Origin of the sequence: Campylobacter concisus (assembly GCF_902460675.1) — a bacterium.
Lineage (GTDB): Bacteria > Campylobacterota > Campylobacteria > Campylobacterales > Campylobacteraceae > Campylobacter_A > Campylobacter_A concisus_AJ.
Window position 1 is genome coordinate 394,008 of record NZ_CABPUQ010000001.1, and the last position, 19,633, is coordinate 413,640.

Sequence of the window (19,633 nt, forward strand, 5' to 3'; positions counted from 1 at the left end):
TATATTTTAATATTACCACTGATAATATTTGCTCCTGAAATGAATTTAGCAATTTCTCGTCTTTGCATTACTTAAATTCATTTTTCTCCCGACAAATTTAGTGCTAGGAAGTGGTTAGCCTAGCACTTTTCTTTTGCAAATTTAACAAACACTGGCTTTACTATCCTAGCGTAGTCTTTTGCGTTTAAGATGAGCGATCTATCAAGAAGCCCCGCGTTAAAGGCGATCTCATCGTTTCGCTCTAGCAAACTCTCATCCACGACAAGGTGCAAATTTTTATGAAAGCTAAATGGCGGAACCGAGCCAAATACGCAATCAGCCAAGGCCGTAACCTCCTTTGGACTAGCAAGGCTCGCTCTTTTACCATCAAATTTTTGCGTAAGCGCGTCAAGATCAGCCTGCTCGTCAGCTGGCAAGACCGCTAGCAAGTAAATTTTACCAGCCTTCATCGCTGGCTTTTCGTCATCCAACAAGTAGCCATCTAGCACATTTTCATCTTTAAAAATTTGCCTAAATTTCTCTTCATCAACGCCTTTTATAGAGCAGACCAGCGCCTTTGCGCCCTGACTCATTTTAGTGCCCCTTATCTTCGCAACCTCATCTGAAGTCCTAGCACTCTCATGCTCTATTACTCTAAATTTAGCCCCATTTTTGCTAAGAAGCTCGTGGATTTTATTAAAAATTTGCTCTGACACAGCTCTTTCCTTTGGATAAATTTAGTTAAAATTATACCGCTAAAACCAAAAAAGGGCAGGAAAATGCAGATAAATTTAGATGATGTAAAGATCGAGCCAAGCTGGAAAGAGGTGCTAAAAGATGAGTTTTTGAGTGAAAATTTTGCACGCATCAAAGAGAATTTCTTAAAAGCAAAGAGCGCTGGCGTCGTCTATCCACCAAGCGGACTTATATTTAACGCATTTAATCTAACGCCATTTCACGCCGTAAAGGTCGTCATCCTAGGCCAAGACCCATATCACGGTGCAAATCAAGCCATGGGGCTAAGCTTTTCAGTGCCTAGTGGCGTGAGAGTGCCACCAAGCCTTGTGAATATTTATAAAGAAATTTACGCCGATCTTGGCATAAAAGAGCCAAATAGCGGCGATCTTACAAAGTGGGCAAGGCAAGGCGTGCTGCTACTAAACTCGACTTTAAGCGTTAGTGCAGGAGTGGCAAATTCTCACGCTAGCTTTGGCTGGCAGGGCTTTACAGACGCCGTCATAAGAAAGATAAGTGAAAATTTACAAAACGTAGTTTTCATGCTCTGGGGCAACCCAGCCAAGGCAAAAGCGCCACTTATAGACGCCAGCAAGCACCTTATCTTAGAAGCAGCGCACCCAAGTCCGCTAGCTCGTGGGGCATTTTTTGGCTGCAGACACTTTTCAAAGGCAAATATCTACCTAGCAAACCACGGCAAAACGCCCATTGAGTGGGACTTAAACGCTCAAATTTAAGCTATTTTTTAAGCTCAGCAAGAAGCTTATTTACCTTTTCAAGCTCGCTTTTGCAAAATTTCTCATCGTTATTTTGCATTATCATCGCTTCTTGGCCGCTTTGCCTTTGCTTAAACTCGTCAAATTTAAGCTCAAAAAGCCTTAGCGCCTTCTCATCACCCGCAAGCTTCTTGCTCTCTTTGGCGTAAAGCTCATCAAGATAGAGCCTACTTTGCTTGACATACTCCTTGCAAACCTCGCTTGCACCAAATAAATTTACGCCCAACAAAAGGGCAAAAATGGCAAATTTTTTCATATTTTTCCTTGAAATTTTTGCGTTATACTAGCCTTTAAGCACTTAAATTTTAAAATATTTTGCAAAAAAAGGATTAAAAATGAGACGAAAAGATAGAGAACTAAGCCCTGACGAGGCACTTGACATTATCGATAGTTGCGAATACAGCGTGATCTCATGCGTAGATGATGAGGGAGAAATTTTTAGCGTGCCTATCTCGCCTGTTAGGGTTGGTGAGAGCATTTTTGTCCACGGAGCGACCGCTGGTAGCAAGGCAAAACTACTTCAAAATGGGCGAAAAGTGGAGTTTGTCTGCGTTAGCTTCAACAAAGTCCCACAACTAAATGATAGCGAGCTAGAGGCGATAAAAGACGACGGCAAGGCGCTTGGCGGCAAGGTTTTTACGACTGAATACAAAAGCGCCATCGCAAAAACAAGAGCCTACGAAGTGACAGATGAAGCAAAAAGATATGAAATTTTAAAAATTCTCAGCCAAAAATACACCGCCTACGCGATGAGCACCTTTGACGTGGCGGCCGAGTATGGGCTAAAAAACATGAAAATTTATGAGCTAAAGATAGAGAGTCTTAGCGCAAAGGCCAAAATTTTGCCAAAAGCGGTTAAGGAGTAAATTTGAGCTCACTTGCACTGATGTTTAGACCAAAAAACTTGGATGAAATTTGTGGTCAAAAGGCGGTTAAAGCAGCCTTTTTAAAATTTATAGCCACAAGTAAGATACCGCACTCCATATTTTATGGTCCAGCAGGCTGTGGCAAGACGAGCTTTGCAAGAGCCGTGGCGAGTGGGGCAAACTACGACTTTTACGAGTTTGACGGCGGAAATTTAAAGATAGATGACTTTCGTAAAATTTTAAAAAACTACGAAAACGCCCTAAATAAACCGCTCTTTTTCATAGACGAGATCCACCGCCTTAGCAAAACCCAGCAAGAAGCGCTGCTCATCCCCATGGAAAACTACAAAGCCCTAGTCATCGGTGCAAGTACTGAAAATCCCTTTTTCACGCTAAGCTCAGGCATCAGAAGTCGCTCGATGCTCTTTGAGTTTAGACCGCTTAGCAGTAGCGACTTTGAAGAGCTTCTTAGCAAGATAAAAGAGCAAATTTCATTTAGCATAGATGAAGATGCCAAAGAGTATCTCTTTAAAAGTAGTGGCGGCGACGCAAGAGCTATGCTAAATTTACTAGAATTTGCCATCACGCTTGATGAAAATGTGAGCTTAGAAAATTTAAAAACACTTCGCCAAAATGCCCTAAAAGAGGGGGCAAAAGAGGATGACACGCACTACGAGCTAGCAAGCGCCTTTATAAAAAGCCTGCGCGGAAGCGACGAAAACGCCGTCATATACTATCTCGCAAGGCTCATAGACTCTGGCGAGAGCGCTGACTTCATCGCTAGACGCATGGCGATATTTGCCAGCGAAGACATCGGCAACGCAAACCCAAATGCGCTAAATTTAGCCGCAAGCACGCTTAGCGCGGTAAAAGAGATAGGCTTTCCAGAGGCTAGGATCATACTGGCTCAGTGCGCCGTCTATCTAGCCAGCTCGCCAAAGTCAAACTCAAGCTACAATGCGATAAATGCCGCCCTAAGATACGTGCAAAGCGAAGAAATTTTAAAGATCCCGCCATATCTAAAAAATCACACAAAAGAGAGCAAAGACTACCTTTATCCGCATGATTTTGGCGGCTGGGTCGAGCAAAAATACCTAGAAAAACCGCTCGTTTTTTACAAAAACAAGGGCATAGGCTTTGAAAAGACGCTAAATGAGTGGCTAGAAAAGATAAGGTCAAAGGGCTAAATTTTGGGCTTTACTCTTTTGAATTTAAAAAGGTACGCAAATGGTCGAGCAAAATTTAGAATATATCGCAAATTTAAAACTAAAAGACGTGCCGTGGGATAGACTAAGCTGCAGTTACGGCACGGCGGAGCTTTTTGCACAAATTTTAAACACACTTGCAAAGGCTGTGAAAAAGTCTAAATTTGATGAAAAAGAGCTTAGCGAGCTGCTTGATGATATCTTTGGTGAGTGTGAATATCAAGAGACATTTTGGCATGCAACGCCATTTGCGCTCGTTTTTTTGGTGCGAATTTATAAAAGTGCGCTAGGCGAAAAAGGCGAAGTAGCTAAATTTATCTCGTGTAAGCTTGAAGTCTTTTTTAAATTTATGCTTGAAATTTGCGAAAAAATAGAACAGATGGATCACGCAAAGCCGCTTGCAAAGATGAAGCAAATGCTAGAGCCAAAGTATCTTGAGATCATCGAACAAGATGAACTAAACTATGACGATAGGCTATTTTACAGCTTTTACTACTATTCAAGCGTGGTTTTGCAGGGCTCTCTTATAAAAATTTAGCTTGGGTATGATTTTTTAGTAGTTAATTTAAATTTTATATTTTTTCAAATATACTTCTCAAATCCAAATCAATCACGAAAGTTAAAAAATGCCTACAAATTTTGCTGAAATTTTAAATAACTGCGTTGAAAGTATAAATTCATTTCTTTGGGGTCCATACTTCCTAATCGCCCTACTTTGCGGCACTGGACTATTTTTCACCATTAGACTTGGCTTTGTTCAAATTTTTAAATTTAAGATGGGTTTAGGCAAGCTTTTTGGAAATTTCTCGCTTCACGGCGAGGCCGCTGGAAAGGCTGGTATGAGCTCGTTTCAAGCAGTCGCAACAGCGATCGCAGCGCAAGTTGGCACTGGAAACCTCGTGGGTGCGACGACAGCTCTTATCATGGGCGGTCCTGGAGCCATATTTTGGATGTGGTGCGCAGCCTTTTTAGGCATGGCTACAAATTTTGCTGAAATTTGCCTCGCTCAAATTTACCGCACCAAAGACGACAGCGGCCACACGATAGGAGGCCCAGCGTTTTATATAAGCCGCGGTTTAAAGGGCGGCTGGGCGAAATTTCTAGCTGGATTTTTCGCTATCGCTATCATCATCGCACTTGGCTTTATCGGCAACATGGTTCAAGCAAACTCCATATCTGATGGCTTTAGCGGCGCTTTTGGCATACCGCAGTGGCTAACAGGGGCGTTTTTGGCTCTCATTTGCGCAGTCATCTTTATAGGCGGCGTAAAAGCGATCGCAAGGGTCGCTGAAAAGATCGTGCCTATCATGGCTTTGCTCTACGTTGGCGTGGGTCTTACTATCATATTTTTAAATTTCGAGCATATCCCAGAGGCGATCTCGCTAATATTTAGAGCTGCATTTGATCCTTCTGCTGCTTGGGGCGGCGCAACTGGCGCTAGCATCGCAGCTGCTATGAGATACGGCATCGCAAGGGGACTTTTTAGCAACGAAGCTGGCATGGGCTCGACTCCGCACGCACACGCTGCTGCAAACGTCAAACACCCAGTCGATCAAGCCGTACTTGGCATAATGAGCGTCTTTGTAGATACATTTATCGTGCTAAACATCACCGTTTTTGTGGTGCTAACCGCAAATGTCATCAGCTTTGAAAACGGCAAGGCAGTCTTTACAGGCATCACCTTGGTGCAAGAGGCGTTCTCGTCGCACATCTTTGGCAAAACTGGCGGTTATAGCTTTGTGGCGATCTGCCTATTTTTCTTTGCATTTACGACCATACTTGGCTGGTACTACTTTGCTGAGATCAACGTGCGCTACCTTTTTGGCGCAAAAGCGGTCAGGGCGTTTCAAATTTTGGTAGTCGTTTTTGTCTTTTTGGGAAGCTTGCAAAAGGTAAATTTCGTCTGGAGCTTGGCTGATATGTTTAACGGCCTTATGGTTGTGCCAAATTTAATCGCCATTATCCTTCTAAGCCCAGTCGTGGCTAAACTTTTAAAAGATCACGACGCTGGCAAAGAGTACGACGTAAAAGAGTATTTGAAGTAAATTTAAAAGTCGTGGAGAGAGGTCTCTCCACATTAAATTTATGATTATAGGTGGTCTGTTGGAGCAACAGTTATAGGCTCAAGTGGCATATAAAATGTCGTTGCTTGAGGTTCTGCGTATTTATTGCCAGCCTCATCTACTGATGAAGCTTGGACTGTGTATTCGTTAGTATCAAGAGTATCCAACACACTACTCTCAGCTCTCCAGTTGCCATCAGCATCAGCCCTAGCACTTAGTCTTTCAACTACATGAGCTTCGTTGCCTTGCTCTACCCAAGAGTTACCTAAGCCATCATTGTAAACAACTTCAGCTTTTGTGATGACTAAATTTATATCAGCAAATGGCTCTGCTTTGCCCTCTATAGTCGGTGAAAAGTCGTATTGTTTATTGCTATCATACATTGTGTTATAGTGTGACAAGTCAGAAAAGTCATCAGTAGATATTTTTGTGATAGACAAGGTGCTATTGTCTGTATCAACAGTTATCTCTTGCGTGCTTGTAGCTTTTAGCTCTTCGCCATTTGCAGCTACTTTGCTAGCTTCAATTGTAAATTTATGGTCTCCATCAGCTAAAGGTGAAGTTGGAGTATATGACCAGTTGCCATCATTATCAGTAGTTGTCGTACCAAGTAGCGGTGCGCTCTCACCTTCGCCATCAAATATACTTATAGTAGCGTTTGAAGTAGCCTTACCAACTAAAGTTGGAGTGTTATCGTTTGTGATATGCAGACCTGTTCTTTGTGAATTTTCATGCTCTAAGATATTGCCCTCGATGTCAAGGTTGCCGCTTACTGCCTGATCTGTATTACCAGTCACTACGTTATCATCCACTGCCGTAACAGATACTTCTAGCGTCTTTGGAAGTATATTATTGTAAGCATTATCTATCGCAGCTGCAAGTATATCAAGACTAAAGCCCTCCTCGCTTGCGCCACCGCTTACATTTGTAAAAGCCTCTGCGCTAGCATTTGCTTGAGAGCTTAGATCGCCAAAATTTGCATTTACGTTTGAGTAGTGACCGCCATTTGCAAAGCCAGCAGCGCCAAGGCTCACGCCATTCGAGCTTACTCCGCCTGCTGATTGAGTGCCTCCAGCTGCAGTCTCTTCAAGATCAGAGATATTTTTACCATTTAGTAGTTGCTCTTGTAGTGATGCTATCTCTTTGCCAGTCTCATCGCTAGCATTTTCATTTTGAGTTTGCGCAGCCTGCACCTCAACCTTTACGCCGTCTTGCTCTTTTATGACCTCATTGTCATAGATCACGTCGCCAGCTTTTAGAGTTCTTTGATTTCCATTAGCATCAACTGCGACGATGGCATCCGTGCCGATTATTGATTTTATTAGTCCTTTAATTTTACTCATAACATTTCCTTTTTATGTTTTTAGTTTTTATGCTGCAATTATAAGTAAATATTTTAGTTCTTTGCTATTGTACTCTGGTACAGTTGTGACATTTTAGAAATATGAAGTTGTAAATTTTTGAGTTAAATTTAGTAAAAATTTGCCGTATTTTAGGAATTTAGTTTAAAAATTTAAAAACAGCAGAGTTACAAAAAATATTTTTAAATTTTATTTTTTTAGTTTTTTTGTGTTCTGGAGAATTTGATATAAAAATGGTGGCCCCGAATGGACTCGAACCATCGACCACTACCATGTCAAGGTAGTGCTCTACCAACTGAGCTACGGGACCAAAGATTTGGGATTATATTTTATTTTCCATTTTATTTAGCTTAATTACCATTTTCTTTAAAATTCAACTTCATAAAACTAGTCTATATTTTAGCACTCTAAAATATTATTAATGCAGATTTAATCAAGCAAGGACTATAATTTCATAAAAGTAAGTTTAAGCAAAAATATTAGTTTTCCGTTGAAATTTGATGTTTATAAAATCTTAAAAGAAAGGAAAAGGGTATGAATAAGCTTAAATTCATCGCTATTTTTGCCTGTTTATTTTCGCTTCATCTCTTTGGTGCCGATATGCCAAAGGGCGATCTAAACGTCACAAAAGTAGTAGTCTCTGATGAGCTAAGAGCCAAGTATAAGATCAAACCTCATCATGAACACCTAAGCTTTGACTGCGTTGATTGTCACCAAAACCAAGGCGATGATCCTAGCAAATTTAAAGCGATCGGCGACGCTGGCTGCCTATCCTGTCATAAGAGCAAAAAGCTCTTAGCCCAGAGGCTAAAATTTATGGATACTCTAAAGGCAAATCCTCACAACTCTGTTCACGATGGTCCGACTTTGTACTGCGACGAATGCCACAACGAACACAAACCATCTACAAACATGTGCTCTGAGTGCCATGAACACGAGGTGCCACAATGGATGAACGGAGTAACACCATGAAAATTTCAAAAAAATTACTAGCGCTTATAATCTTCATAAGCGGAATTGTTGGATTTTTAGTCGTTCTGCCAGTTCATTACGCGCTTGATGAGACGAGTGGGGATAAATTCTGCATCGTTTGCCACGAGATGGATCCTATGGTTATCGCCTACAGCGACGATATCCACAGCGGCAAGGGCAAAACTGGCATCAAAGCAAGATGCGTGGATTGTCACATACCACATGATAACATCGCAAAATACGCCCTAACAAAGGCGAAAAACGGCATTTTAGAGGGCTGGGTGCATTTCTTTGGCGATCCTAGTGCTATTGATTGGCACAAAAACCTCAAAAACCGCGAGCATTTCGTCTTTGACAACGGCTGCACAAGCTGCCACACAAACGTGATAGATAGCAACAACACTTCAGCGCAAGCTCAAAAGATGCACGCTCACTACAAAAAGCTTCTTGGCAGCGATAAAGAGCTAAAATGCGTAAGCTGCCACTATGACGCAGGTCACGGCGCTGGCTTTAGAAACTATCTTGAGTATTGGAAGCCGTCATATAAAATTTATGATAAAAAGATGCTTGAAAAGAGGATCGAAACTAAGCAAAAATTCTTCAAAGATGAGTACAAACCTACAAAAGACGAAGAGGAATTTTTAAAACAAAAGGCTGAAAAAGACGCCAAAAAACCAGTCGGCGGTGGCATGGCTGGCTGATGAAGAAGATATTGTTGCTCTCAAGCGACTTTGAGCAAAATGTCATCCTAAATGCATCGCTTTACCGCTTTGGGTTTAGGATGATCCAGCTCAAAAGCGCCAGCGAAGTCATCAAAGACTTTGAGTGCGGCAACAGATAAAGAAATTTAAACCTTGATCTAGTTAAATTTATAAGAGATAGCCAAAATATCACTCCCATTATGCTTTTGCTAGATGTTAGCGTCCCTAGCGTTTTTAAGAGGATTTACTACGCTATGGGAGTGACTTTATCATTAAGCCATTTTGCCCTGAAGAGTTTTTATTTCACGTTTTTAGGCTTTGTAAGGTGCTTTTGGGCTCTAAATTTGAGCTAAAAAATGGCCTAGTCTTTGACAAAGACTCCCTTTGCATAAGAAAAGAGGACGAGGTCATCTACCTTGGCAAAAAAGAGAGCCAGCTACTTGAAATTTTATGCAAAAACTCGCCACACGTCGTCACTTACGACGAGATAGATCACCACCTATATAAAAACGAAACCTTATCGCAAGACCGCATAAGATCGCTCGTGCGAGAGATAAGAGCTAAGATTCCAAATATATGCTTAAAAACCGTGCGAGGCACTGGATATAAGGTGGAGTGGGGGGGGTTAGTCAAATTTAGATCTTGTTTGAGGGCTAAATTTCTATACTTTTGGATCAAATTTGCTTAAATTTGCAAAAACTCTTGCTTGTTTGGCTATTTTGACTTCAACGATTTTCACAGCACCTTTGATAAATTTGCCTTACCAAAGCACCGCCTTTTTCTCTTAGCAGTTTGTCGTATTCGTATATCTCGTAAAATTTCTTACATAAAGCCATATTATTTTTGCTATAGCAGTTTTTAAAATTTGACAAGCAGTGGCAACCGACCTTAAAACAGCTTGTGATCGCTAATGATAACGACTATTCTTTGTGGATTTGTGGCGCCATTGCACCATCAAGAAAGAACTTGTAGAAATTTGTTGCAAGAGCTGGCTTTACACCAACTCTCTTATGCTTTTTGTAAGCTCCAGGCTCGCTTCGATCTCGGCACGTTTTGCCATTACACTTTCTATATTTATGCTTAAATTTAGTCCATTTTCGTCGCCAAATTTCTTTAGCTCGCACCAAATTTCTTTGATGATCTCGCAGCTACTAGCTAGGTAGTCAGAGCTTAAATTTAGTCTCTCCTCAACCGAGCTTGGCACGCTCACTCCGAGCCATTTGATAAATTCAAGCGTTTTTGGGTTGCCTGCTGTGCTAAATGTAAGAAATATCGGCTCGCTTATCTTTGCAACCGCGCAATCCTCTAAAAATTTACGCGCTAGCTGTGCGTCAAATATCGCTTGCGATATGAAAAATTTAGCCCCAGCTGCGATCTTTTCACGCATCCTTTGTGGCTCATCGCCCTTTTTGCCGTGACGCTCTGCGATACAGACGCCGCCCACTGCCAACTCTTTAAATTCGCTAGCGACCTCGTAAGCGCGAGCCAAATTTAGCCTTACTTTTTGCGTGCTTGAAGTTGCCCCCACTAGCACGTTTAAATTTGAGCTTTGAGCCTTAAGTGCTGCGCGAAATTCATCCTCGCCGTATCCGCTAGCCACGCGGTAAAATATACTAGGAGTAGCGACGTTTAGATACTTTTTGTAGTAAATTTCTGGGCTTAGCGTCCCACTAAACTCAAATGTCCTCTCGCTATCATTTCTCTCACTCTCGTCTTGCACCTCGTAAAGCACGAGCCCGTCGGCCTTGATATCATTTATCCGGCCCGTCCAGCGCTCAGATATCTCACGCAGCTTTGCCTCTTCAAATTCGGCCTTTGGCGGCGTAAGGCCATATAGCACGAGCCCTTTTTCTTTATTTAAAATTTTCTCTTTTAGCATTTTCTCACTTTTGAACTAGATCAGCCCTCATCACCACGCCAACAGAACTTTTTGACGACATGCAGACAAACTCGTCTTTTAGGTATTTTGCGTCGGCTCGCCAAAAGCTTACGATATTTGCTACGTCGGCATTTTGCTTTTTAGCAGCTATCATATATCTTTTTATGACAGCGACAAAAGCCTCTTGGCAATAGCCCTTTATATCTCCGCTATCAGTGATAAATCTTTGAACCTTTACATTTGCCTTGATGACGCTTTTATTTTGGTCGTTTGAGCCAAATTCAAGCCTCACATTTTCAAAGCCTGCTAGCTCTTTTTTGGCAGCTTCTAAATTTAAAGTCTCACTGATACTATAGATATTTGTTTGCTTATACGCACCTTTGTTGAGTGGTATAGAGTGGCGTCCAGAACTACATCCGGACGCAAAGATAACTAATATTACAAATAGAAAAATCCTTTTCATTTTTCAAATCCTTTTTAATTAAATTTTATAGACCTCTTACGATCTTGACGGCTTCTACCATGTTTTTAAGGCTTGGCTCGACCTCTTCCCATTTTCTAGTTTTTAGGCCGCAGTCTGGGTTGATCCAGAGTTGCTCTTTTGGCAAGACTTCAAGCAGAGCTTTGATCTGAGCGACGATCTCCTCGACACTTGGCACGCGTGGGCTGTGGATGTCGTAAACGCCAGGTCCGACCTCTTGTTTGTAGCCAACGGCTTTGAAAATTTTAAGTAGCTCGTTGCCACTTCTTGCAGTCTCGATACTGATAACATCAGCATCCATAGCCTCAATGGTCTTAATAATATCGTTAAATTCAGAGTAGCACATATGCGTGTGGATCTGAGTTTTTGCCTCAGCTGAGCTTACTGAAAGCTTAAAGCAATCAACCGCAAATTTCTCATAAGCTGGGATATTTTCAGCTCTTAGCGGATAGCCCTCTTTAAACGCTGCCTCATCGACTTGGATCACTCTGATGCCAGCATCTTGAAGGTCTGCGATCTCGTCGTAGATGCAAAGTGCGAGCTGTTTTGCTACTTCGCTTCTTGGCAGATCGTCACGCACAAAGCTCCAGTTTAGCATAGTCACAGGACCTGTTAGCATGCCCTTCATTACGTGTTTTGTGATGCTTTGAGCGTATTTCATCCACTTAACAGTCATCGGCTCTGGGCGGCTTACGTCACCAAAGAGAAGTGGTGGCTTGACGCAGCGACTGCCGTAGCTTTGTACCCAGCCATTTTGGCTAAATGCATATCCGCTGATCTGCTCGCCAAAGTACTCAACCATGTCATTTCTCTCTGGCTCGCCATGTACTAGCACGTCTAGGCCGATATCTTCTTGAAATTTCACGCAGTGATCGATATATTTTTTGATGCCTGCTTCATAAGCAGCCGCGTCGATCTCGCCTTTTTTGAAATTTTGGCGAAGTACGCGAAGATCAACCGTTTGAGGAAAACTACCTATCGTTGTTGTTGGCAATATGCCGTATTTTAGCGTTTCACGTTGGATTTTGATGCGGTCTTCAAATTTCTCATCACGTTCAAATTTGCTTAAATTTTTGATACGTTTTTGAACGCTTTCAGAGTGGATGAGCTTTGAAGTGGCGCGAGTTTTAACAGCATTTTTATTCTCTTCGTAAATTTTAGCCTCAGCCTCATTTAACTTCTCGCCATTTGCTAGTTTTGTGATGATCTTGATCTCGTCAAGCTTCTCGACCGCAAAGCTTAACCAGCTTTTGATCTCAGGGTTTAAATTCTCTTCATATTTTAGAGTGTATGGCACGTGAAGAAGTGAGCATGAAGTGCCGATATAAAAGTCTTTGCCGCCTATTTTATCTGAAATTTCACGAACAAGTTTTACCTTATCATCGATGTTGCTTTTCCAGATATTTCTGCCGTCGATCACGCCTGCAAATAGCGTCAAATGGCTATTTTTGATAGTCTCAAGTGCCTCAAAATTTCTCTTGCCGTGGATGAAGTCAAGTGCGATGCCGTAAATTTTAGTTTTAGCCACTTCGCTAACTGCCTTGATCGCATGCTCAAAATATGTCGCAAACACGATCTTGATGTTGCTAGCAACGCCTGTTAGCTCGTTATAAACCTTTGTGATAAGTGGCAAAAGGTCGCTTTCGTTTTTGTCAGTTACAAAGATCGGCTCGTCAAACTGCACTAAAATTTCATCATCAAGCTTAGAAATTTGCTCAAGTAGCTTTTTATACTCGCCTACAAGCGCGTCAAGGTGCTTAAATGGGCAGCTGCCATCAGTTGTCTTTGAAAGAGCCAAAAATGTGATAGGGCCGATCAAATTTACCTTGCCTTTTACGCCGTTAGCCTTCGCCTCTTTGTATTCATTTAAAATTTTATCCGCTTTTAGACTAAATTTACTCTCGCTGCTAAGCTCTGGCACGATGTAGTGGTAGTTTGTGTTAAACCACTTTGTCATCTCCATCGCAACGCCATTTTTATTGCCTCTTGAGCAAGCAAAATATTGCTCCAAGCCGCTTAAATTTGCAAATCTTGGAGGCGTAGCGCCAAAAGCGATGATATTATCAAGCATTAGGTCGTAAAATGAAAAATCATTAACGCTAATGGCCGAAATGCCAGCATCTTGTTGATATTTCCAGTGTCTTTGGCGAAGCGTCTTTGCAGTCTCTTGCAAATTCTCTTCACTAAAGCCCTCTTTACCAGCCCAAAAGCCCTCTAATGCGCGCTTTAACTCTCTTTTTTCTCCGATTCTTGGAAAACCTAAAACATAACTTTTTATCATTTTTATCCTTTATAAATTTCTATTTTTTAATTAAAACTGCGCAAGGCGCAGCCACCTTGAATATTTTTTATGCAGGTATATCCCTGCGACCCAACCCCCCCCCAGCACGTTCAATGTTGTTGCGCTGCGCACAAGTCTGGATCACACCACATGCGGTGGATGACACCCGCTTCTTCTTAAACTAAAGTAAAATTTATAAAAAACCCTGCTAAAAAGGTCCTTGCCAAATTTCAGGCATTGCTTAGCTTTGCTGTTAAAAATGCAGTTACAATGCAGCGGACCTGCTAGCAAAAATGGATTTATCTCAATGTGAAAAAATGTAAAATCATTTAAAAATTTGCGTGTTTTTTGAAAATCGCTGATATGTTTTTTGCCGAGATTAATGAGCTTTACGCATGGGACAAGGCATCAGCGTTTTTCCTTTGTAGTGAATTTTTGTCGCATTATAAACGCTCTTTGCCAAATTTTTGTTTAAAGTTTGGGCGCTACTAAATTTCACGCCCAGAATATTTAGTCTTTTTTGCCTTTATTTAGGGATTTTAGCTTAGCATCCATATCGGCTGTAAGCATAGTAAAGACTTTGTTTGTAAGCTCCTGGGTTAAATCCTTAGCCTCTTGCATAGTCTTTTGGCTAAATTCATTTAAGAGTTTGTCCGCTTTTTTCTTATCTTTTTTATAAAGCTTTACGTACTCATCTTCAAATTTAGCCTGTTTTACTGCCAACTCTTTTTCAAATTTAGCGTAAGCCTCTTTTACCACTGGCGAATACTTCTCATAATCAGTCATTACAAGGGTTTGAAGCTTTCTATAAACCCAGTATATCGAAGTATCATCAGCATCGTATGAGCCGTCTGAGTAGCCTTTTATAAAGCCATCAAGCCCCTCGTAATACGGCAAATAAACGCTAAGATCGGCCATGCCAAGAGCGACGTAGGTCACACGGCCGATCTCTTTTGGTAACCATGGGCGCACCTGCATGACGTGAGACTCGTATGTTCTAAAGACGCTTATAGCGCGGTAGATGTTTCTCTTATCTTCATCTTTGCTAGCGTAGTTATCAAACGCAGTGCCGTCGTAGTGGGCTCTCATCGCAGCTTTTAGATCCTCAACACTTAGTTTTTTCTCTGGTTTTAAAAATACTGGAAATTTCTGACCATCGGCGAAGTCTTGTTTTAGACTTGGGTTAAACATACTTTGAACCCAGCAAACACGTGGGTAGTTATAAGTCACATCTCTCTCATCATCCCTTGTATAGGCCTTTGTAAAGTTAAATTCTCCGTCTTTTGCAGGGTCATAAGTCTTGTTATCGATCGCAAATTTGATGACATCTTTTGCTCCCATGAAATTTGGATCATTCTCTTTATAAGTGTGAAGTCTGCCTTGGTTTGCAGTGACAAAATACTCATCTTGTGGGATTTTTGAAGCGATCCACTTGTGGCCTGTGCCAGTTTCAAAGTACCAAAGCTCATTTGCATCGACAAATACCACGCCAAAGCCCTCGCCAGCGCCTTTTGTCTCCACTATCTCGCCAAGAAGTTTAACGCCCTCTTTTGCGCTTTTGATGCGCGGCAAAAGCACGTCTGGGATGTCATCTTCTGTGATGCCGGTTTCTTCATTGTATGGATCAACTTTTAAAAGCTCATCTTTTGCATAGATGGTCTCAGTGCCACTAAGTCCTACGCCAGCCTCGTTGTAGCCGACTGCTCCGTGAAGTTTTGTGTGTGAGTTTGCGATAGTTGTGTATCTCATGCCATCTTTTGGGAGTGGATATGTAAAGTCATTTGCGCCGTCATGTGCCTTTGAGCTGTGCATGCCAGTTTGGTTTTTCGTAGCTGGATGTATCAAAAAAACTTGAGCCTTTATGGCCTTGCTATCAGCGCTTCTAGCCACTAACATAGAGCCGTCGTTTGAGGCTTTATCTCCTACTAAAATGGTAGTGCATGCCAAGCTACTTGTGCCTAAAATCGCACTCATAGCGACGATTGATGCGAGAATTTTCCCTTTCATTTTTACTCCTTTAGTAAAATAAATTTCTTATATGTGATTATATGTCAAATTTAATAATTTAATTATAAATTTTAAAATTCTTTTAAGTTTAATGTAAATTTATTGCAAATTTTGTCTAAGTGAAATTTAAATTTTCTAAAGGATTTTTCGCTATAATCCAAATCTTACGCACTTGCGTATAAAATTTCAAAAAGGATTAGCATGCCAAAGATGAAAACCGTTCGCGGTGCTGCTAAGCGCTTTAAAGTAGGTAAAAATAAGATAAAAAGAGGCTCTGCTTTTAGAAGCCACATCTTAACAAAAAAACCTACTAAGCGTATGAGAGATTTGCGTGGCCCAAAATACGTGGACAGCACAAATGTCCCAGCCGTTCGCAAAATGCTCGGCGTATAAGCAGCTGTAGATTTAAGTTTTTGACAAAAAGTCATTCAAACTCCCCCAAATTTAGGGGCAAGACTCACTTTGTGAGCGCCAATTTGTAAAAGGATAAATATGGCAAGAGTAAAAACAGGCGTAGTTAGAAGAAGACGCCATAAGAAAGTTTTAAAGCTAGCACGTGGCTTTTTCAGTGCTAGACATAAACACTTTAGAAAAGCTAAAGAGCAACTAGAGAGAAGTTTAGTTTATGCATATCGCGACAGACGCCAGAAAAAACGTGATTTCAGACGTTTATGGATCGTTCGTATAAACGCAGCTTGCAGACTAAACGACATTAGCTATTCAAGATTTATCAACGGCTTAAACAAAGCTAAGATCGAACTTGATAGAAAAATTTTAGCTGATCTAGCTATGAATGACGCGAAGGCATTTGCGGCACTTGCAAAACAAGCAAAAGATGCTTTGAAATAAACCTTTTCTCCGCTTCGGCGGAGATCTTCTTTTTTATACTTTAAAATTTAATAACAAAAACTCTTTGTTTTACACAAAATTTGATATGAAATTTAAATTTACTACCCACGACTTTTACAAACTACTAGCCAAATTTAACTACTAGCAGCCAAAAAAGCTTAAATTTCAATACTCGTATCAAAGCAGTGTTTCACCGCTCCGCTAAATAAGATTTTGCCATTTTCTAGCCTAAGTCCAAGCTCCTCGCCACTTTTTGGATAGACTTTTAGGCTTTGCGGTGCGTTTAAATTTAAAGTAGCACCGTAAAAGCAAGCTGCCATGCCAGTACCACAAGCTAGCGTCTCGTCCTCCACGCCCCTTTCGTAGGTTCTCACTTTTAAAACTCCGCCATCAAATTTGGCTAAATTTACATTTGCATTGTATTTTTCACGAAGTGTCCAACACTCTATGATGTCAAATTCATCTAAATTTTGTGTGAAATTTACAAGATGAGGCACGCCAGTATCGTAAAAATACCAAGTTTTGCCACCTTCATTTAGTGGCTCACTTAAAATCTTTGGACTTGTTAGCACGACCTCAACGCACTCATCTTTCACGCTCGCTATCACCTCGCCGCTGCCAGTCAGCAAGGCAAATTCGCTCGAACTTACAAGGCCGTTTAGATAGGCATATCTAGCAGCCGCGCGTGAGCCGTTGCCACACATCGCAGCGTAGCTTCCGTCGCTATTGTAAAACTCCCATTTCACGCCCTTTTCATAAGGCAAAAGCACGATGAGCCCATCAGCTCCCACGCCGTTTGTCCGGCTGCAAATCTGCCTTGCAAGCTCGCTTCTATCTTTGCTTAAAAATGTGTGAAATATGACAAAATCATTGCCGCTGGCGTTGTACTTTGAGACTTGCATGAGCTGTCCTTTTATTTTTTGCGTGATTTTACTAAAATTTAGGTAAGAGTTGTTAATAAATTTAAAGGAGCCACCTTGAAGAGCTACATCTTAAATTTAGAAAAAGAGTTTTCTTTGATAGAAAATGGCTTTAAAGAGCAAGAAAGTAGGGCCTTGGCTGACTATAAAGCAAAGGGAGCTTCGCACTGCAAAGAGCTTGCATACCTAGCATACAGCTCAAAGCTCTATCAAGTGCGGATGTATGCGGTTTTTCTCTTTGGTCACCTATCGGATCGTGAAGAAATTTTGGCATTTATGAGAGATGAAGTCTCAAAAGATGAAAACTGGCGAGTTCAAGAGGTGCTGGCAAAGGCGTTTGATGAGTTTTGTAAAAAGGTTGGCTACGAGCAGGCACTTTTAACCATTGATGAGTGGCTAGAAAATGGCAACGCAAATGCAAAAAGGGCCGTAAGCGAGGGGCTTAGAATATGGACTAGTAGGCCCTATTTTAAAGATAACCCAGATGAGGCCATTAGGCGCCTAGCCAGCCTAAAAGAAGACGAGAGCGAGTATCTTAGAAAGTCGGTTGGCAATGCTTTAAAAGATATAAGCAAGAAATTTCCAAATTTAGTAAAAGCTGAGCTTGATAGCTGGGATTTGGGTAGTAAAGAAGCCATGCAAACATATAAATTTGCTAGTAAATTTATCAAGAAGTAGCGCCGATCTGCTTTAAAAATTTCTCTAGCTCCAGCTCTAAATTCTCCCTGTCATTGCTATTATCGATAACAAATTTTGCCATTTCTCTCTTTTGCTCGATGTCCATCTGAAGCTCTACTCTAGCTTTTGCATCCTCTAAATTTAAACCATTTCGGCTCATTAGACGGCTTAGCAAAAGCTCTTTTGGCGCGTAGATCACAGCTACATTTTTAAACTCAGCGTAACGCTCTTTTTTTTCAAAAAATAAAGGGATATCGACAAAATAAACTTGCCCCAAACTCTCAAGCTGTGAGGCTTTGAAAAAAATTTCAGCTTTTATCTTTGGATGTAAAATTTGCTCTAAATTTTTAAGCTTTTTTGGCTCATGAAAGACAATGGCTCCAAGCTTTTTGCGATCTATCTTGCCAGCCTCATCTAAAATTTGCTCGCCAAAAACTTCTAATATCTCTCGTTTGCAAATTTCAAGCTGCTCGTGTGCGATCACGTCTGCGTCGATCACGCTAAAACCTCGCTCTTTTAGTAAATTTACAACCGTGCTTTTGCCGCTGGCGATCGAGCCTGTGATGACGTAGGCGTTTGGAAATTTCTGCAAAGTCGCTCCATTTTTGAAAATTGATAACAATTTTAGCAACTTTTGGCTAAAGTTTTAAAAAATAACCAAAAGGGCGAAAATGATAAGTTATAAAGATGCCGGAGTCGATATAGATGCTGGAAATAGCTTTGTTGAGGCGATCAAGCCTTTCGTAAAATCTACGCAAACACCAAACGTCATAGGCGGCATCGGATCATTTTCAGGTGCGGTCAGACTGCCAAGCGGATATAAAAATCCAGCCATTTTAGGCGCGACCGACGGCGTTGGCACGAAGCTCCGCCTAGCTATCGACGCTAAGAAATTTGAGGGCGTGGGCGAGGATCTAGTCGCCATGTGCGTAAATGACCTCATCTGCAACTTCGCCACACCACTATTTTTTCTCGACTACTACGCGACTGCAAAGCTTGAGATAGAGAGTGCCAAAGAGGTGGTGAAAAGCATCGCAAATGGCTGCAAAAAGGCGCAGTGCGCGCTGATAGGCGGTGAGACAGCCGAGATGCCGTCGATGTATGAAAAGGGCGACTTTGACCTTGCCGGATTTGCCGTGGGTATAGCTGAGGCTGACGAGATCGATAGGAGCAAATTTGTAAAAGCAAGCGACGTTTTAGTCGCACTTCCTAGTAGTGGCCTGCACTCAAACGGCTTCTCTCTTGCAAGAAAAGTAGTAAGCGAGCTTGGACTTAAATTTGACGAAAAAGTGGGCGATAGAGCGCTCATCAACGTGCTTCTTGAGCCAACTAGAATTTACGTGAGCGACTTTTTAAACTTAAAAGATAAGATCACAGCGATGGCGCATATAACGGGTGGTGGCATAGTTGAAAACCTGCCTCGCGTCTTTCCTGCTGGACTTGGTGCGAAGGTGCAAAAAAGCGCTATAAAAACGCCTGAAATTTTTAAAATCCTCGCGCAAAAAGTTGAAAATAGTGAGATGATGAGGACATTTAACATGGGTGTTGGCATGATCCTTGTTGTGCCTAAAGAAAACGTAGATGCTGTGCTAGCAAATAGCGATGGCTACGTGATCGGTGAAGTGGTAAGTGGCAAAGGCGTTGAGCTAGTTTGATGCAAGAATTTAGCAAAAAACGTCTGCTAAAAACCAAAAATAAAAGCTTTTTTGATCTTAGCATTTATGAATATATAGGCTATTTTGGTGTACTAGAAAGCGATATCAAAAAGCTTGATTTTTATGAGTATTGGTGTGAGGTCTCGCGAGGATCAGGCATGCTGCCTATCATGCAAGACAACGGCGAGAAATTTAGCCGTATCTACATAAATACAGGAAAGTGAC

The 19,633-nt window shown here is 41.4% G+C and carries 23 protein-coding genes and 1 tRNA gene; 14 read left to right on the plus strand and 10 right to left on the minus strand.

Features of this window, described 5'->3' with window-relative positions:
- Window positions 1–119: 119 nt before the first annotated feature.
- On the minus strand, window positions 120–695 hold the full coding sequence (locus F3G88_RS01955) for a YbaK/EbsC family protein (RefSeq protein ID WP_149715231.1): 576 nt from the start codon (window positions 693–695) through the stop codon (window positions 120–122).
- Between the two features lie 63 nt (window positions 696–758).
- Between F3G88_RS01955 and ung the strand changes: the two genes are divergently transcribed.
- On the plus strand, window positions 759–1,451 hold the full coding sequence (gene ung / locus F3G88_RS01960) for a uracil-DNA glycosylase (protein ID WP_149715232.1): 693 nt from the start codon (window positions 759–761) through the stop codon (window positions 1,449–1,451).
- A gap of 1 nt (window position 1,452) precedes the next feature.
- On the opposite strand, the gene F3G88_RS01965 is transcribed toward ung, so the two are convergent.
- Entirely contained in the window at window positions 1,453–1,746 is a 294-nt protein-coding gene (locus tag F3G88_RS01965; protein WP_103632248.1) for a hypothetical protein, read from the minus strand.
- 79 nt (window positions 1,747–1,825) lie between these two features.
- Here F3G88_RS01965 and F3G88_RS01970 point away from each other — a divergent pair, with 79 nt between their 5' ends.
- The 4 genes from F3G88_RS01970 to F3G88_RS01985 all read left to right on the plus strand — a co-directional run bounded on the left by F3G88_RS01970 (window position 1,826) and on the right by F3G88_RS01985 (window position 5,606).
- On the plus strand, window positions 1,826–2,356 hold the full coding sequence (locus tag F3G88_RS01970; protein ID WP_149715233.1) for a pyridoxamine 5'-phosphate oxidase family protein: 531 nt from the start codon (window positions 1,826–1,828) through the stop codon (window positions 2,354–2,356).
- Window positions 2,357–2,376: 20 nt separating this feature from the next.
- Window positions 2,377–3,543, plus strand: a complete 1,167-nt coding sequence (locus tag F3G88_RS01975) for a replication-associated recombination protein A (protein WP_223228756.1) — start codon at window positions 2,377–2,379, stop codon at window positions 3,541–3,543.
- 40 nt (window positions 3,544–3,583) lie between these two features.
- Complete coding sequence (locus tag F3G88_RS01980) at window positions 3,584–4,099, plus strand: ATP-dependent DNA helicase RuvA (protein ID WP_149715235.1); 516 nt, start codon at window positions 3,584–3,586, stop codon at window positions 4,097–4,099.
- A gap of 88 nt (window positions 4,100–4,187) precedes the next feature.
- Complete coding sequence (locus F3G88_RS01985) at window positions 4,188–5,606, plus strand: alanine/glycine:cation symporter family protein (protein WP_149715236.1); 1,419 nt, start codon at window positions 4,188–4,190, stop codon at window positions 5,604–5,606.
- 44 nt (window positions 5,607–5,650) lie between these two features.
- Here F3G88_RS01985 and F3G88_RS01990 read toward each other — a convergent pair whose 3' ends face one another.
- Window positions 5,651–6,967, minus strand: coding sequence for an Ig-like domain-containing protein (locus tag F3G88_RS01990; RefSeq protein ID WP_149715237.1), 1,317 nt, complete (start codon window positions 6,965–6,967; stop codon window positions 5,651–5,653).
- Window positions 6,968–7,219: 252 nt separating this feature from the next.
- Window positions 7,220–7,295 (minus strand) — tRNA-Val (locus F3G88_RS01995).
- Between the two features lie 224 nt (window positions 7,296–7,519).
- Between F3G88_RS01995 and F3G88_RS02000 the strand changes: the two genes are divergently transcribed.
- The 4 genes from F3G88_RS02000 to F3G88_RS10175 all read left to right on the plus strand — a co-directional run bounded on the left by F3G88_RS02000 (window position 7,520) and on the right by F3G88_RS10175 (window position 9,346).
- Complete coding sequence (locus F3G88_RS02000; RefSeq protein ID WP_004317425.1) at window positions 7,520–7,957, plus strand: cytochrome c3 family protein; 438 nt, start codon at window positions 7,520–7,522, stop codon at window positions 7,955–7,957.
- Window positions 7,954–8,658 (plus strand): cytochrome c3 family protein, encoded by a 705-nt coding sequence (locus F3G88_RS02005; RefSeq protein WP_149715927.1) that lies wholly within the window; start codon window positions 7,954–7,956, stop codon window positions 8,656–8,658. Before F3G88_RS02000 ends, F3G88_RS02005 begins: the two co-directional genes overlap by 4 nt.
- Window positions 8,658–8,798: a hypothetical protein gene (locus F3G88_RS10170; RefSeq protein WP_188117448.1), complete on the plus strand. Its 141-nt coding sequence runs from the start codon at window positions 8,658–8,660 to the stop codon at window positions 8,796–8,798. Before F3G88_RS02005 ends, F3G88_RS10170 begins: the two co-directional genes overlap by 1 nt.
- A 191-nt stretch (window positions 8,799–8,989) precedes the next feature.
- Window positions 8,990–9,346, plus strand: a complete 357-nt coding sequence (locus tag F3G88_RS10175; protein ID WP_188117449.1) for a winged helix-turn-helix domain-containing protein — start codon at window positions 8,990–8,992, stop codon at window positions 9,344–9,346.
- Between the two features lie 306 nt (window positions 9,347–9,652).
- Here the strand turns inward: F3G88_RS10175 and F3G88_RS02015 are convergent, their stop codons facing one another.
- From F3G88_RS02015 to F3G88_RS02035, 4 genes are all read right to left on the minus strand, one after another.
- Window positions 9,653–10,537, minus strand: a complete 885-nt coding sequence (locus F3G88_RS02015) for a methylenetetrahydrofolate reductase (protein ID WP_149715238.1) — start codon at window positions 10,535–10,537, stop codon at window positions 9,653–9,655.
- Between the two features lie 4 nt (window positions 10,538–10,541).
- A complete protein-coding gene (locus F3G88_RS02020; RefSeq protein WP_103615970.1) occupies window positions 10,542–11,000 on the minus strand; it encodes a hypothetical protein in 459 nt (152 codons plus the stop codon).
- Window positions 11,001–11,025: 25 nt separating this feature from the next.
- Complete coding sequence (metE, locus tag F3G88_RS02025) at window positions 11,026–13,299, minus strand: 5-methyltetrahydropteroyltriglutamate--homocysteine S-methyltransferase (RefSeq protein WP_149715239.1); 2,274 nt, start codon at window positions 13,297–13,299, stop codon at window positions 11,026–11,028.
- A 510-nt stretch (window positions 13,300–13,809) separates the two neighbouring features.
- Complete coding sequence (locus F3G88_RS02035; RefSeq protein ID WP_149715240.1) at window positions 13,810–15,306, minus strand: C69 family dipeptidase; 1,497 nt, start codon at window positions 15,304–15,306, stop codon at window positions 13,810–13,812.
- 201 nt (window positions 15,307–15,507) lie between these two features.
- On the opposite strand from F3G88_RS02035, the gene rpmI reads away from it, so the two are divergent.
- Window positions 15,508–15,699: a 50S ribosomal protein L35 gene (rpmI, locus tag F3G88_RS02040; protein ID WP_004317422.1), complete on the plus strand. Its 192-nt coding sequence runs from the start codon at window positions 15,508–15,510 to the stop codon at window positions 15,697–15,699.
- Between the two features lie 99 nt (window positions 15,700–15,798).
- On the plus strand, window positions 15,799–16,155 hold the full coding sequence (gene rplT / locus F3G88_RS02045; RefSeq protein WP_004317321.1) for a 50S ribosomal protein L20: 357 nt from the start codon (window positions 15,799–15,801) through the stop codon (window positions 16,153–16,155).
- Window positions 16,156–16,313: 158 nt separating this feature from the next.
- Here rplT and dapF read toward each other — a convergent pair whose 3' ends face one another.
- Window positions 16,314–17,057, minus strand: coding sequence for a diaminopimelate epimerase (gene dapF / locus F3G88_RS02050; protein WP_149715241.1), 744 nt, complete (start codon window positions 17,055–17,057; stop codon window positions 16,314–16,316).
- A gap of 75 nt (window positions 17,058–17,132) precedes the next feature.
- On the opposite strand from dapF, the gene F3G88_RS02055 reads away from it, so the two are divergent.
- On the plus strand, window positions 17,133–17,753 hold the full coding sequence (locus F3G88_RS02055; protein ID WP_149715242.1) for a DNA alkylation repair protein: 621 nt from the start codon (window positions 17,133–17,135) through the stop codon (window positions 17,751–17,753).
- Here F3G88_RS02055 and coaE read toward each other — a convergent pair.
- A complete protein-coding gene (gene coaE / locus F3G88_RS02060) occupies window positions 17,743–18,345 on the minus strand; it encodes a dephospho-CoA kinase (protein WP_149715243.1) in 603 nt (200 codons plus the stop codon). The genes F3G88_RS02055 and coaE overlap by 11 nt on opposite strands.
- 79 nt (window positions 18,346–18,424) lie before the next feature.
- Between coaE and purM the strand changes: the two genes are divergently transcribed.
- Window positions 18,425–19,408 (plus strand): phosphoribosylformylglycinamidine cyclo-ligase, encoded by a 984-nt coding sequence (gene purM, locus F3G88_RS02065; protein ID WP_149715244.1) that lies wholly within the window; start codon window positions 18,425–18,427, stop codon window positions 19,406–19,408.
- On the plus strand, window positions 19,408–19,632 hold the full coding sequence (locus tag F3G88_RS02070; RefSeq protein WP_149715245.1) for a hypothetical protein: 225 nt from the start codon (window positions 19,408–19,410) through the stop codon (window positions 19,630–19,632). Before purM ends, F3G88_RS02070 begins: the two co-directional genes overlap by 1 nt.
- Window position 19,633: the final 1 nt, after the last annotated feature.

Bases quoted from the DNA above. Each gene is read 5' to 3' on its own strand.
- rpmI (WP_004317422.1), top strand. From the start codon at position 15,508: ATGCCAAAGATGAAAACCGTTCGCGGTGCTGCTAAGCGCTTTAAAGTA.
- dapF (WP_149715241.1), bottom strand. From the start codon at position 17,057: ATGCAAGTCTCAAAGTACAACGCCAGCGGCAATGATTTTGTCATATTT.
- F3G88_RS01985 (WP_149715236.1), top strand. From the start codon at position 4,188: ATGCCTACAAATTTTGCTGAAATTTTAAATAACTGCGTTGAAAGTATA.
- purM (WP_149715244.1), top strand. From the start codon at position 18,425: ATGATAAGTTATAAAGATGCCGGAGTCGATATAGATGCTGGAAATAGC.
- F3G88_RS01980 (WP_149715235.1), top strand. From the start codon at position 3,584: ATGGTCGAGCAAAATTTAGAATATATCGCAAATTTAAAACTAAAAGAC.
- F3G88_RS01990 (WP_149715237.1), bottom strand. From the start codon at position 6,967: ATGAGTAAAATTAAAGGACTAATAAAATCAATAATCGGCACGGATGCC.
- F3G88_RS02015 (WP_149715238.1), bottom strand. From the start codon at position 10,537: ATGCTAAAAGAGAAAATTTTAAATAAAGAAAAAGGGCTCGTGCTATAT.
- metE (WP_149715239.1), bottom strand. From the start codon at position 13,299: ATGATAAAAAGTTATGTTTTAGGTTTTCCAAGAATCGGAGAAAAAAGA.
- ung (WP_149715232.1), top strand. From the start codon at position 759: ATGCAGATAAATTTAGATGATGTAAAGATCGAGCCAAGCTGGAAAGAG.
- F3G88_RS02005 (WP_149715927.1), top strand. From the start codon at position 7,954: ATGAAAATTTCAAAAAAATTACTAGCGCTTATAATCTTCATAAGCGGA.
- F3G88_RS02070 (WP_149715245.1), top strand. From the start codon at position 19,408: ATGCAAGAATTTAGCAAAAAACGTCTGCTAAAAACCAAAAATAAAAGC.
- F3G88_RS02035 (WP_149715240.1), bottom strand. From the start codon at position 15,306: ATGAAAGGGAAAATTCTCGCATCAATCGTCGCTATGAGTGCGATTTTA.
- F3G88_RS02020 (WP_103615970.1), bottom strand. From the start codon at position 11,000: ATGAAAAGGATTTTTCTATTTGTAATATTAGTTATCTTTGCGTCCGGA.
- F3G88_RS01970 (WP_149715233.1), top strand. From the start codon at position 1,826: ATGAGACGAAAAGATAGAGAACTAAGCCCTGACGAGGCACTTGACATT.
- F3G88_RS10170 (WP_188117448.1), top strand. From the start codon at position 8,658: ATGAAGAAGATATTGTTGCTCTCAAGCGACTTTGAGCAAAATGTCATC.
- F3G88_RS02000 (WP_004317425.1), top strand. From the start codon at position 7,520: ATGAATAAGCTTAAATTCATCGCTATTTTTGCCTGTTTATTTTCGCTT.
- rplT (WP_004317321.1), top strand. From the start codon at position 15,799: ATGGCAAGAGTAAAAACAGGCGTAGTTAGAAGAAGACGCCATAAGAAA.
- F3G88_RS01975 (WP_223228756.1), top strand. From the start codon at position 2,377: ATGTTTAGACCAAAAAACTTGGATGAAATTTGTGGTCAAAAGGCGGTT.
- F3G88_RS01965 (WP_103632248.1), bottom strand. From the start codon at position 1,746: ATGAAAAAATTTGCCATTTTTGCCCTTTTGTTGGGCGTAAATTTATTT.